This window comes from Gemmatimonadota bacterium, from assembly GCA_009838845.1.
In the GTDB taxonomy this organism is placed as follows: Bacteria; Latescibacterota; UBA2968; order UBA2968; family UBA2968; genus VXRD01.
The window spans coordinates 1-13,142 of the sequence record VXRD01000041.1 but is presented as its reverse complement, the minus strand read 5'-3'; the positions used below and the strand labels follow the sequence as shown (position 1 = coordinate 13,142).

Annotated in this window: 11 protein-coding genes; 10 read left to right on the top strand and 1 reads right to left on the bottom strand. The window is 50.3% G+C overall.

All coding sequences use genetic code 11. The annotated features are described in order from the left end of the window. Window positions 1–142: 142 nt before the first annotated feature. The 7 genes from F4Y39_05835 to F4Y39_05805 all read left to right on the top strand — a co-directional run bounded on the left by F4Y39_05835 (window position 143) and on the right by F4Y39_05805 (window position 10,162). Window positions 143–1,120: a hypothetical protein gene (locus F4Y39_05835; GenBank protein MYC13229.1), complete on the top strand. Its 978-nt coding sequence runs from the start codon at window positions 143–145 to the stop codon at window positions 1,118–1,120. After that, window positions 1,110–2,057, top strand: coding sequence for a hypothetical protein (locus F4Y39_05830; GenBank protein MYC13228.1), 948 nt, complete (start codon window positions 1,110–1,112; stop codon window positions 2,055–2,057). The genes F4Y39_05835 and F4Y39_05830 overlap by 11 nt, the downstream gene beginning before the upstream one ends. A 104-nt stretch (window positions 2,058–2,161) precedes the next feature. After that, entirely contained in the window at window positions 2,162–2,755 is a 594-nt protein-coding gene (locus tag F4Y39_05825; protein ID MYC13227.1) for a sigma-70 family RNA polymerase sigma factor, read from the top strand. 60 nt (window positions 2,756–2,815) lie between these two features. Continuing rightward, a complete protein-coding gene (locus F4Y39_05820) occupies window positions 2,816–4,636 on the top strand; it encodes an ABC transporter ATP-binding protein (protein MYC13226.1) in 1,821 nt (606 codons plus the stop codon). Between the two features lie 15 nt (window positions 4,637–4,651). After that, on the top strand, window positions 4,652–7,738 hold the full coding sequence (locus F4Y39_05815; GenBank protein MYC13225.1) for a hypothetical protein: 3,087 nt from the start codon (window positions 4,652–4,654) through the stop codon (window positions 7,736–7,738). A 253-nt stretch (window positions 7,739–7,991) separates the two neighbouring features. Then, on the top strand, window positions 7,992–8,378 hold the full coding sequence (locus F4Y39_05810) for a BlaI/MecI/CopY family transcriptional regulator (protein MYC13224.1): 387 nt from the start codon (window positions 7,992–7,994) through the stop codon (window positions 8,376–8,378). Next, on the top strand, window positions 8,378–10,162 hold the full coding sequence (locus F4Y39_05805) for a TonB family protein (protein MYC13223.1): 1,785 nt from the start codon (window positions 8,378–8,380) through the stop codon (window positions 10,160–10,162). Before F4Y39_05810 ends, F4Y39_05805 begins: the two co-directional genes overlap by 1 nt. Window positions 10,163–10,271: 109 nt before the next feature. Here the strand turns inward: F4Y39_05805 and F4Y39_05800 are convergent, their stop codons facing one another. Continuing rightward, entirely contained in the window at window positions 10,272–10,670 is a 399-nt protein-coding gene (locus tag F4Y39_05800; protein MYC13222.1) for a helix-turn-helix transcriptional regulator, read from the bottom strand. A gap of 645 nt (window positions 10,671–11,315) precedes the next feature. Between F4Y39_05800 and F4Y39_05795 the strand changes: the two genes are divergently transcribed. From F4Y39_05795 to F4Y39_05785, 3 genes are all read left to right on the top strand, one after another. After that, window positions 11,316–11,876, top strand: coding sequence for a hypothetical protein (locus F4Y39_05795; protein MYC13221.1), 561 nt, complete (start codon window positions 11,316–11,318; stop codon window positions 11,874–11,876). 223 nt (window positions 11,877–12,099) lie between these two features. Then, window positions 12,100–12,792, top strand: coding sequence for a hypothetical protein (locus F4Y39_05790; protein MYC13220.1), 693 nt, complete (start codon window positions 12,100–12,102; stop codon window positions 12,790–12,792). After that, window positions 12,793–13,142 (top strand): hypothetical protein (locus F4Y39_05785; GenBank protein MYC13219.1); only part of this gene is annotated, 350 nt, incomplete at its 3' end.

The following is a 13,142-nucleotide window of genomic DNA, read 5'->3' as shown; positions in this document are numbered from 1 at the left end:
ATCTCTTCGGCAACGGTATTAATATAACAAATTTAGCCTTGTTTGTCAAGTTTGTAAATCTTTGATAAACAGTAAGTTAAAGATTGACATTCCGAGTTTATTCGATTACATTTATCTCCGCTGTGATTCTGTCGTCTCCGCAATGTGTGCGGAGGGTTCTCAAACGCCAATGGAGGGCAATATGACACAACAGCCGCTCGATGGCGGGACGGGGGTGAGGTGTGTCATTTGCGAGGCGGTTATTTCAGAAGAACGCCTCAAGGCCGTTCCCTACACGCGCCTGTGCGTGACGTGTAAGGACAAAGTAGAAAGGGGGAAGATTCGTCTCAAATCTCATTTGACGGGTACTGAGATTCATGAAGAAGAACCCGAAGTGAAACCCATTGAGGTTCAGGAAGACCGATTGGTCGTCGGTAAATGGTCAACTGGATTTATGGAATTGGCAGAGCAGAGTGGCCGGATACGCGAGCTGCTTCGCGAGGGAAAAAAAGAAGATGCCAGGGCACTGGTGCAGACTTTGACGGTTGAAGCGCAGGCCGCGCTCGTTGTTCTGGATGAAGATCCAGAGAATATGCTGTCGATAACGGGTATGGATGAAGATGGCAATCCGGGCTATTCGACAGATGTGGTGGCGCATCTGCCTACAGAGATGTTGACGGGGCTGATTGATTATGACCCGGAGCGGCAGGGGTTTAATACGCATTTGATACGCGCTATGACACCGGGTACTTTTCAGCGCGCTGTGGAAGATACGTTAGAGCCTATGGACAGTGCCGAGGTCCGGTCAAAGGTATCGTTTGAATGGCTTCGGGCACTATCTATGCTGGGGGACGCCAATAAATGCGCTGAATTGCTGAACAGTGTGGATCCCGGGTTGCTCGAAGAAGCCCTGATTCCATACGTAAAGGATATGCGCATGAATGAGGTCGTGGGGGCTGCGGGTGCGCAGGTTTACCGGCACCAACTCTTTTCCGAAGGCGCTGCTGTGGGTGAAATGCCGAGTACGATAATAGAGGATCCCGTTGTCGGAGGTGTTCTGGATGCACTTTTCGATGCGGATGCCGATTTGATGCGGTCCGTCATTCGCGGGGCGTGGGAGAGGAGGCACGATGAACAGTGAACAGCGTTCTGTGCAAAATCCGCTTGCCACGCTGGATTTGAGTCGGTTTCGCATTGATTCCGAGAGTTTTGTGGGGCAGGTCATTGAATTGGGGACGCGCTTTGAAAAGTTGCCACCCAATATTGGGGACGCGCTTTTGGGCTTTTTGCGCTTGCAGGGTTTGCACTATGGCAAGCGCTACCGGTCAGGGATTGCAATCAGGCGTGAGAATTTGGAACACGGGGTGCGGCAGGCGCTAATTTCTATGGATCTCGGTTTGGAGGCGCGTGCAGAGAGTGATTTAAACCAGGCTGTGGATATTATCGCGCAAGGAGAGTTTGAGGCGTGTCGAAAACGCGGGTATGAGATCGCATTTTTTCGTTTGCAAGAAATGGCACAGATGTGTCGGGCGCTGTTGCTGCGGCCCGAAGTGAAATTTTTGCAGTCCGAATATCGCGCGATAGCCCGCTGGGCAACCGCGGTGCCAGAGACGTGGATGCGTCCCCAGGATGACGAGGAAGATGAATCCCAGTTGGTCGATCCAAAGCGCGATTACGCGGCTTATCAGGATGCGCTCAGGCGGCTTGCGTTTTTGCGGTCTATTCCCAAAGCTGCGCTGACCGAGGTAGAAATGGCTGTTGAAGCACGCACGTATGACGGATTGCTGCGCAATCTCATTCTGGCACTGGCATTAGATATGGAATCGCTTTTGCCATCGGATGTGCAGATTGAGGCATTTCGCCAGAGATGTTTTGAAGAAGGGAAGATGAGGGAGGAGGTGCGAAGTAAGGTTTTTGAGTTGATGGATCGACAGCTCGAGACCAGTGTTGAAGATACGGAAGATCGCCTGGCGATTCGACGCGATTTTGAGGCGGAAATTGAATTTTTAGAGGAGGTGTCTTTCAGCCCTTTCACAGGGGTCTTTTTGTTGCCAGATCAGCCTGAAGACGAGGAGTGAGAGGCACAAGGCATATCTGTAATAGAAGCGCAGTCCTGAAGGGCTGCGCTTTTTTTTGAACCTTCGGGCATTGGGCGGTGTCGATTCCCACAGGAGGATATTTTTTGACACCATCGGACGCGATTTTGATGCAGCGAATTGTGGCGCGGGATCAAGAAGCTTTTGCAATTCTGTTTGCGCGCTATCAGGCACAGGTGACCGAGAATCTGCGTTGGGTGACGCGCGATCCAATCGCAGCAGATGATTTGACACAGGAGGTTTTTCTCAGAGTTTGGAATCGGGCCGATCAATGGTCGGGGCAAGGGTCTTTTAGGGGGTGGCTGTTTCGGATTGCGAGAAATCTGTCGCTGAATCAATTGCGAAGCCAAAGTCGCCGCCGCGAACAGCCTCTTGAAATGCCTTCGCTTTACGATGAGGAGGATGAAGAGCAACCCGTTCCGGGGTGGATGATCGATCGGGCTGCACTGGGACCCGATGTGCAATTAGAACGCACTGAACAACGGCGCATTTTGCAGGCTTTGATCGATGCGTTGCCAGAGGAAAAACGCGAGATATTTCAGATGGTGTACGAAGAAGATGTGGCGCTTCGAGAGGTTGCTGAACGGCTGGCGATTCCAGAAGGTACGGTGAAATCGCGGCTGTTCCACGCGCGCAAGCAACTCGCAGAGGCATGGGGGCGGAGGTATGGGAGGGGGTAAACAGCAGTAGCAGTTCATTTGAGCGTTTCACACCGAGGAACAGAGATAAAAGGGGAGATTATGCTAACAGGACTCTCATATTACTTAGCTACAGACACAGGGAAGATTGTTCTGGCGAAGCTCTTAGAAAAAAAGTGGCGCGTAGTTTTGACCCTCTTAACAATGCTAATCGCTGTGGTGCCCGCTCTGTTTGTTCCCGTCATCTATAGGATCCTGATTGATCAAGCGATTCCAGATAGAGATATGCAACTCAGTGTCTATTGCATTTTGGGGGTCGTGCTGATCCCACTTTTGGGCTTGGCAATAACTTATGGGCATGAGTATCTCCGTGTCTGGATTGGGGAACAGGTATCAAGAGGATTAAGGAAGTCTGCTTTTGAGCACGTTATCCGTGCAAGAGTTGAAGATCTGCAGGAGATACCGACCGCTGACCTCAGTTATCGGATAAATATTGAGTCAGCGAAAATAGGTGAGATGTTTATTTCTCAACGTGTCTTGCCACTCGCACATAGCGGGATAAATCTGCTAGGTATTTTGGGAATGATGCTCTGGATGGATTACAGGCTGACCGCTGTCGCAATGGTTGCAGTTCCGGTTACATTTGCAATCACCCGGAAGCTTACCAGAAAGTCCGAATCTTTGGATAGACCTTTTTCAGATCACGTAGAGAGGGGAAACAGATTTCTCCAGGAGACATTTGCTGGCATCAAGACAGTGCGATCTCTTTCCGGCGAATCTCGAGAAAGACGCTTCTGGCAAGATTGGCTGCGACAGCACAAGACCCTGAAGCTCAAAACGATTGCTTTTCATCACATTGTTGTTGCCTTTCCCAATGAGGTTATAAATAGCGTCGTTATCGGGATTCTTTTCGGTTTTGGGGCATTCGGAATCATGAATGGCAGTATGTCGATAGGGACATTGGTTGCATTTATGGCGTACGTTCCCAGAGCGTATGCCGCTCTGAAAGGTGCTTTCTCTGTCTATGTAGATCTACATAGAGTCAAGATTTCTTTTGACAAGCTCAATGATGTGCTGAAGATGAGAAGGGAGGAGACAATTGCTGATCGCTCTGGTGCGGTACTTGACGCCGGTGGGGGGGTGCATATTGCTTTCAGGAATGTCTCATTTGGATACAATCGCGGATTCGCAATCAAGAATATGACTTTTGAAATAAAGGAGGGAGAATTCATTGGCATCGTCGGTCCCAGCGGGGGAGGAAAGAGCACAATTTTTGATTTGCTTCTGCGGTTCTACGAACCTGATTCAGGAAAGATCATGCTTGGTGAACTTGAGATTTCTAAGCTGCCTCTTGAGTACGTGCGGGACCATCTATGTCTTATCCCGCAAGATCCGTTTCTCTGGAATACAACTATTGGAAGAAATATTCTATACCCAATGGAACTCAATGGTGCGACTTATGATGTAATGACGAAGGCTTCAGGGCAGGCGCAAATACATCGTGATATTTTGGAATTCCCGGATCAATACGAGACAATTGTTGGGGAAAATGGGCAATCTCTGTCGGGCGGCGAGCGGCAAAGAATCGCGATTGCGCGTGCATTTGTCCGAAGGCCCAATGTGCTGTTGATAGATGAAGGGACAGCATCTTTGGATGCCCTTACAGAAGCAAGTGTAAAAACAGCATTGGAGCAGTTGAGAAAGGGGAAGACCACGCTGGTTATCGCACACCGCTTATCAACAATACTCGATGCTGATCGAATCCTGGTGGTTGGAAAGAATGGTGAGCTTGTAGAGGAGGGTACGGTTTCACAACTCATTGATCAACGTGGGCTGTTCTCTGAAATGTATAAAGCCCAGTATGATGAGAGGTTCTTTGAAATACGGGAGAGGTCGAATTGTATTTATCCTTCCCTTCAATAAAATAGGAGGAATTTGATGAGTCTTTCAGTAAAGGCGCCGTGGCATAAAATTTCGTGGGATGCGTTTGTGCAAAAGGGGTTGCCCGAATTGTTGGCAAATCGGGTGTCGCTGGCGGGGTATCGGGTGGTGTCAGTGGATGAATATACCTGTGAATTGCATCTCGCGATTCAGGGGGGACAAGAGGTTGTGTACAAAGATATCCCTCAGTCCGACGATTGGGGACGGTTTAAGGTAGATGGCTTTTTTCTAACGGTGGTTCCCGCGCCGACTGATGTGGATTTGGCGCGGGCTGAGATTCGGTGTGTAGGGGAGCAATTGCGCGATTATATTGCCGAGCGGTTGGAAAATATGCCAGAGATGCTGGGAGATGCCGTTGAAACGTGGTTGCCGTTGGGAGATTGGATTCACACATTTTTTATGGAAGAACCCACATCACAGTCTTTGCAAGCGACCAATTTGCAGGATATGTGCGTTCATTTGCGGCGGGTGACGTTGATCCCAATTATCGGTGAGGCCGATGAGGGGATAGAGAATTGCTATCATCCGTCACACGATGGGCGCGTGTGTCCTTATTGCACGCCCGAGGGACCGAATCTCGCGCGGATTTTAGAGGTGGCTCAGGGGGCGACGATTCGCGATGGCAAGCTGGTGATTGAAGACGATGCGCCTGAAAAACGGCTGGGCATAGGTGCTTCGGTGGTTCCGTTTTTGGAACACAATGATACCAATCGCGTTTTGATGGGTGTGAATATGATGCGGCAGTGGATTGGTGCGCCAAGCCCCGATATGCAGCGCGATGAGCAGGGTTTGTGGCACGCGTATCACGCGCAATATGACGGCAAAACACTGGAGTCGGAACCCGCGCTGGTGCAAACGGGGTGTGAACCGCGCGATCCGCATTTTTGGACGGGGTACAATTTGCTGACCGCCTTTATGGCGTGGAATGGTGATACACACGAAGATGCGGTTGTGATGAGCGAATCGGCCGCGAACCGGATGATGCTACCCAATCGCGTTGTGCCGGGCGATAAATTGAGCAATCGACACGGTTTTAAGGGGGTGGTGTCGCGCATTTTGCGAGATGAACAGATGCCCAAACTGTCGGATGGTACGTCTGTGGAGCTTATTGTGAGTGTGTGTGGTTTGCCGTCTCGGTTGAATATTGGACAGTTGCGCGAAGCTGTGGCCGGACGCATTGCAAAGGCCGAAGGAGAGCCGGTTATTATTCCCGCGCTCAATGCACCTAAAGACGATGAGATACGCGCTCGTTTGAGTGCTAATGGGTTGGTAGAAGATGGTATGGAGAAGCTGACGCTGAATGGAGAAACACTGCCGCGCCGCACCACTGTAGGGTGGGTGTATTGGGGGCGCACGTTGCATCTGGCTGCAGATAAAATTCACATGGGTGTAAAGCCGGGTCAACGCGATCAAGGGTTGGGTGAGACTGAGTTTTTGGCGTTGCGAGAAGCGGGTGCTTTTGGAGTGATTGACGATTTGTTCAATACGTGCGCAGTGGATCGAGATGATGCCGATACTCTATCTGATCGCGTCGTGGCGGGACCCGTTGCTCCCACTACGCCGTCCCCTCAGTTTGATGCGCTAATTGGGCATTTGTCGAAAGGTGGGGTGGCTGTTGCGTTGGATGAACGCGGCGTTGAGTTTTCGTTGAAACGCGAGGGGGATGTCGCGCTTGCGCGTCCGGTTCCGCATCCGTGGTTGCCGGGGCATTCATTGACACATGTGAGCGGAAGAGATGTGCCCCGCGCATTGCGAGAGGCTAATGACCGCTTGAGTGAGATGATTGCCAATGGTGCGCCAGATGTGCTGGTGGACCGCGCGGTTGAGACGCTGTCTGAGCGGGTTCGCGCATTTTGCGAGTTGTCGCGTTTGCAATTTCAGGCGCGCGCGTTGTTCAGCGGGCGTTCGGTGACTGTGCCCGCACCCGAATTGGGATACGATCAGGTCGGTGTGCCGGAAGAAATGGCGTGGACGTTGTTTGGGCCGTTTGCCGCGCGAGAGGTGGGGGCTGAAGAAGTGGATAGGCGGTCGAGAAAAGCAGAGAAAGCTCTGGATGCGGCTATGGCTAAGTTATGGACTGTGGTGCTTCGCAATCCCGCGTTTTCGCCAATGGCTTTTGTGGCGTGTCGTCCGGTGCGCGTGGCAGATGATGCGGTGCGCGTGAGTGTGGCGATTTGCAAGATGATGAATATGGATTTTGACGGCGATCAGGTGGCGATTTTTGTGCCGGTGACTGAAGAGGGACAGCGGTCGGCTGAAGAGCATCTGTCGGCAGTAGCGCATCTGAATCGGGATCCGGGACTAATTGCACGCGAGAAGGTACACCCGATGCACGACGCGCTGTTTGGTCTGGCGTATATGAGTATGACGGACGAGGGGTTGCAGGAGATTGCGGAGATTGTCGGTGATGAGGTTGAGCGCAAGGGGTTATTTGTCGATAAGCATCAGGTGATGGACTGGATGGCAGATGCAATGGCGCGCGATGGCGCAAAGGCTGCATTGGATCTGGCAGCGCGATTGTGGGATAGAGGGTTTGATGCCGCGCGTAAGACAGGTGCGTCGATGAGTGCGTTTATCGGTTCGTCGCTCGACTGTCCCGATCCGCCAGAGGGCGATGACCCAGATGTCTGGCGCGATTATCCCGATGAGGTGTCGGCTGTGTTGGCACAGCTTCGCGAATATGACGACGATGATCTCGGGATTCCCGCGCTTCTGGTGGAATGTGGTGCGCGTGCCAATTGGCAACAGGTTAGACTTTATGTGGCTCCCCAGGGCGTGACGCGGAATGATCAGGGTGGGTTTACGCCCCTGAAGCACGGTTTCAGGGAGGGGCTGACGCCAGAGGAGCTTTTTGCGCGGGCGATTGGTGCGCGCTGGGGGTTGGCCAATGCGCTGGCGGAGATGCTGGCGATTCAGAGCGATCTGGAAACGCAAAGTGCGCCCGGTGGGTATGGCGTTTTGGCGCGGGCGCGCAGGTCGGAAAAGCCGGGTGTGGTATTTGCCCGCGCAGCGCAAAAGGGCGAGCGCGATCCGTTGACGGATGAGTATAGTCGGTTATTTGTCGGGTTACCGGTTGAAGTGTGAAGTGAGAAGATTGGAATGATAGCACCCGTCATTGCGGCATGATTTTGAGCCGCAATCCAGAAGCTTTTGAAAGGCGGTGAGAAGTCAGAAGCGTACAGATAGGGATGGTGTTGAACACTCGAAAGAGCGGTGGGTTTTTGCAACCTGCCGCTCTTTTTTTTTATAAAAATGAGATTTTTGCTTGACTGTTACTAACCTATTAGGTATATTACTAAGTAATTAGTATTGAGGTGTATTTTTCAAGGAGGGTTTTATGGCTGCGAAGAAACGGCTGGCTGAGGCCGAGTGGGAAGTGATGGATGGCGTGTGGCATCTCGGCCGTCAGGTTACGGTGCGCGATGTTGTCGATTACCTTTATTCCAATGGTGAGAAGGCTTATACGACGGTGCAGACGATTATGAATATTCTATTTAAAAAAGGTGTGCTCAATCGGCAGAAGATCGGTCCGGTGAATGTGTACACGCCGGCTCTATCCCGGGAAGATGTGGCGCAGGACGAGACGCGCACGCTGGTGTCGCGCATGTTCGAGGGTTCTTTTGGGGCACTGGCAACATATCTCGTGGATTCGGGGGAGCTTTCGCGAAAGGAACTGGATGAGTTGCGTGCGCTGATTGAGGCGAAGGAGAAGGGAGGCGCGTAATGGATGCGTTGATCCGTTTGGCCGAGGCGTGGTGGCCGCTCTATGCGGTGCATTTTGTCGAAGTGTCGCTATTCATTTTGCTGGTATGGGCAGTGGATCGCTGGATGTCGCTGGATACGCGGTTGCGGTATGTCCTCTATTTGCTGGCATTAGCAAAGGTGTTTGTACCGCCTTTTTACGCGATTCCGCTGCCCGAGTTTTTGACAGTATCCAATGATGTGCCGATTGGACCGGTTTATGTTGAGGTGGTTTCTGGATATGAGGTTGTTGCACCCGTGCAGGTTGCACCGCTCCCACTGGCGTTTTATCTATTTTGCCTGTGGGGTGTTTCGGTTGCGGTATGGGCGGGTGTGACGTTGTGGAAGAATGCGGCGTTTCACCGCGCGCTCAGTGTGGCAGTGCCGGTTGATCTGGCGAGGGAGGTGGAATCGCTGGACGAGGCGCAGGATGTGAAGGTTTATGCCAAAGCCAGTCTGCGTTCTCCGCTTTTGGTCGGTATTGTAAAACCGAGATTGTATTTGCCATCGCATTGGTCGTCCTGGTCGCCCGAGGAGTTACGCGGCGTTGTTGCACACGAGTTGGCGCATCGCGATAATCGCGATATCTGGGTGCTGATTTTCCAGGCGATTGCAATGATGCTGTTTTGCATAAATCCGCTGGTCTGGCTGCTGAACCGAAGGCTGAATTTTTTGCGAGAGTTGCGCTGTGACGAGGCGGTGTTGCGCGAGACGAATCTGACGCCTGCTGAATACGGGCGGCTGTTGTTCGGTTTTGTCGATAGACGCCCTGCGCCGAGTGCGCTGTATTTCAACGAGCGAGGAACTGCGCTCAAGAAACGCCTGGAGCATGTCCTTAATTTCAAGGAGGGCAATGTAAAACGGTCCAAATCGCAGTTGGCAATTTCCATTTTCATAGGTCTGGCGATTGTGCCCTTTTCGATCCGAGAAGCCTATACGCTCCCTCCCCCAATAGTCTCAAAAGGGGAACCGACGCCTGCGTCTGTGGATAGTGTTGAGGTTATGGAATTGGATGAGTTTGGGGAAAAGCCCGCAATTTGGCGAGAGGCCATTCCTGTAGATGATGTTATACCTGTGTTTCCAGAGGAGGATATCGGAGATCAGGATGTATGGGCAAAAGCGGACGAGGGGGAACAAAAAGCGAAAAAAATGCCCGATCCCCTTTTGAAAAAAGAAATATTCGAACGCATACCGAAACAACAGCCTTCGTCTCCCACATCTGGTCCTGATGACAGTCGTGAGAAGGACACGGAGATGCTTCAGACGGCTATGGTAGATTCACTGTCTATATCTGCTGATGCGAGTGAGGTTCTCGATTTTTATATGGTTGAGACAATGCCCGAAGTCCTGCACGATGTTGATCCTGTATATCCCGAGATAGCCAAAAATGCGGGTCTCAATAACAGAGTCTTTTTGAAATTCATGGTCAATGTGGATGGCTCGGTGAGTAATGTGAGCGTTTTGAGAGGCGTGAATATCTTTCGCCAGCCCGCGATAGACGCGCTATCCCAATGGCGGTTCGAGCCAGCGAAGCACAAGGGCAAAGCCGTTCCCGTGTGGATGATGCAATCAATCGCGTTTAGAGAGCCACAGCCCACGCCACCTGCATTTGGCAATGCTGACACCAGTGGGGTTTTGAAAAAAACGAGGTCGAAGAAAGACCACATCCCATACCTGTTGTCACGCCTGAATATCCCCTATGAGGTGAAAAAGAAAGAAACAGAGAGCCAATTGAATGTGTGGTTGATGCTCGATATACTCTTTTAGTCAGGATACTTCTCATACCCGCAGGTATCTGTTCTGTCTGTGGGAAGGCGAGGGCCTTCACGGTTGACGAGCCTGTAGCCCTCTCCGCTGTCCTGCTTGATTACAACTTTCACGTACCAAACAAACGGTCAATTTCATCCTGGGCTTTTCGCAATACCTTGTGACACCAAACAGTCAGATGTAGTTTGCGGCCTGGAGGGGGCGGCTGTCCTGCTTCCCGAACGGTTACCCGCAGTGCTTCTCTAAATTCTTCTGGCAAGTGCTCCAATTCTGACGCCAGGAGAGCGATACTACTGATCTTCTGTTTTTTGACGTAAATGGCTCCTTCACCGGTCAATACCCAGTTGATATTGATTCCTTTAGATGCCAGAGAGGTCAAAAAATTAGCAGAAGGAGTTCGCCTTTTTTCATATCGATGGATATTTTGCGGGGGTGTCTGGTGTTCTCTTGCAAATTGCGTAAGGGTTTTTTGCCCACGTAATAATGCGATGCGTTTAGCTATGGACATATTTAACCGATAGGTAAAAAATTATTGACTTTATCCAAAATGAAATTATCATGTTTTTTAAGATTAAACTGATGTTACGCGGTCGTGCAGAAATGACTTTACAAGGAGAAATTTTTTGTAAGTTGACACAAACGTATGTATCAGCACTTGAGTATCGCGTAACATCAATATTAAATTGCACGATGTTTTAATATCTCTTGACATCGCGAAAGATTTGGGGTAAGCCTGAATAGATTCAGCCTGATAAGGGAGATAGGCGGTGGGAAATAAACCGCTTCGACAGTGAGTGAGTCTGTCGAAGCTATATCTCACTTAATAACAAGAATAAACGCAGGCGTCTATTGATTGCGTCTGTGTGAGCGGCGGAGGGCCTATATTGGTTAGCAGACCTGTGGCCCTCCCGCCGCAAAATACATACAGAGAAGGGAACGGTTTGGCAGCCGTAACCCGCTCTGTTTCACAATGTAAAAAGCCACGACTGAAAAATCAAGTTGGATTTCCATTTGAGGGATGTAACGAGAAAGGAAGGACGAGACTTAAAACTTATCACGCCTGCCCGTGCTCTGCGGAGACAGGCTTTTGCAGGTCGAAAAATTACTTTTGAAAGTAGGGATAAAATTTCTGCCTGATGAGGAAGAATGAAGGGTGTTGTTTTTGCTGCAATTAGAAGTTCATTATTTTTTCACAAAATTTCACACCATATTGGTGAAAGGAGAAAATATGTTGCGCTTTATTCTGGTCGTATGCACCTGCCTGATGGCTTTTGTCGTACCTTCGCAAGTTTCCGCTGACATAGGTATTAGTAAAGTGAAGATCGGTGGTGGGATTGGCATTCTCGATGTGGACCAAATCGGAGACACCATCGGGCCATCTGTTAATGTTGGAGTCCCTGTGCATAGGTTTGATAATGAGAGCCTCTTAGTAATGGCAGAAAGCTCGTTGGGAATATTCAATTTTGACCCAACAGTTGGGACTATAGGCGTCAGTGCCCTGATGTTATATAAGCCTTCAGCATGGTACTTTTTTGGTGGTATGGGATTGGTAAGATTGTGGGTGTCAGCGGGGCTGTTTGGACAGGTATCTTCTACTCAATTAGAAATTAACATAGGTGCCGGAATAGATATCAGCGAATCACTACTTGCTGAGGCTCGGTGGAACCTCGAGGGAGCGGATCTGGTAGTCACAGTCGGCTTCAAAATACAGTGATCAAATTTTTTTGAGGAGAAGACTTAAACCTTGCTACCGCAGGTTGAGAAATACCACATTCATAATGACAAGTGCTATTCCTATTATTCGCATTAGAAAGAGAGGGATAGCAATGAACAAGATATTACCTGCTTACGCCTGCTTGTGCATATATGCACTCAGATATGGACTATACGCTGGTATGTGCATCCTGATTTTTTCATCAAATTTATGGAGGTGAACTATGCATAAACAGATTGCTACATTTGTTTTTACTGCAACATTCGCGCTGTTGCTATATCCGCTGTCTCTATCCTCACAGAACACGTTTTCTTTGTCGCTGGACGCCGACAGTGCCGCAGGGGACCAGGCGGTGACGTCTGTCAATACGTCTGCGGATCAAGATGTTTCCATTCAAGTCTTTGGCAGTACGATTCAGAATGCGACTGCCTTTGGTCTTCGCTTTGAATACGACGCCGCTCAGGTGACGTATCAAGGGTTTGATGCGGGCAGTGTGTTGCCCGGTACACCCAATGTCTTGCCGCCAGAACACGGTACGAATCCGACCTCTGTCAAAATTGGCTTTGCGTCTTTAGGGCAGTCGGCCACGGTTGATAATGGTCTGGTGGGCACAATACGCTTTCGCACGACAGCCACATTTTCGAGCACTTCGATTTCGCTGGTTCAGGGTCAGCTCAGTCGGGGTGGTCAATCTGAGAGCGTGACGCTGACGGCTCGCGTTGATTTGCAAGTTTCTACGCCTTCACCGGACTTTGATGGCAATGGAACGGTTGACCTTGACGATTTTTTGCTGTTTGTAAATCATTACGGGACAAGCAGTGGCGAGGCGGGCTATGACGCGAAGTACGATCTGGATAGCAATGATACGATAGGAATTTCCGATTTTCTGATTTTTGTCAACAACTACGGCAGCTAGGTGCCGCCCTCTGGCGGTGGTGACAGTGGTGGTGAGACGCCACCGGCAAGTACACCTATCGATAGACCCTTTGCTCTGGATGGCAACAACAGTTCTCCGGCTGGTATCGTGTATGCGGACAACCGATTCTATGTGGTTGATAGTACAGATGATTATGTCTATGCGTACACGAGTTCTGGTCCCTATGTTGTTTTAGATTCAGGCTTCGCTCTGAATAGTCAAAACAGTACTCCGCGTGGTATCACGTATGCGAACAACCGATTCTATGTGGTTGATAGTAGTGATGATTATGTCTATGCATATACGAGTTCAGGGCAGCGGGATGCGGCTTCAGACTTCGCTCTGAATAG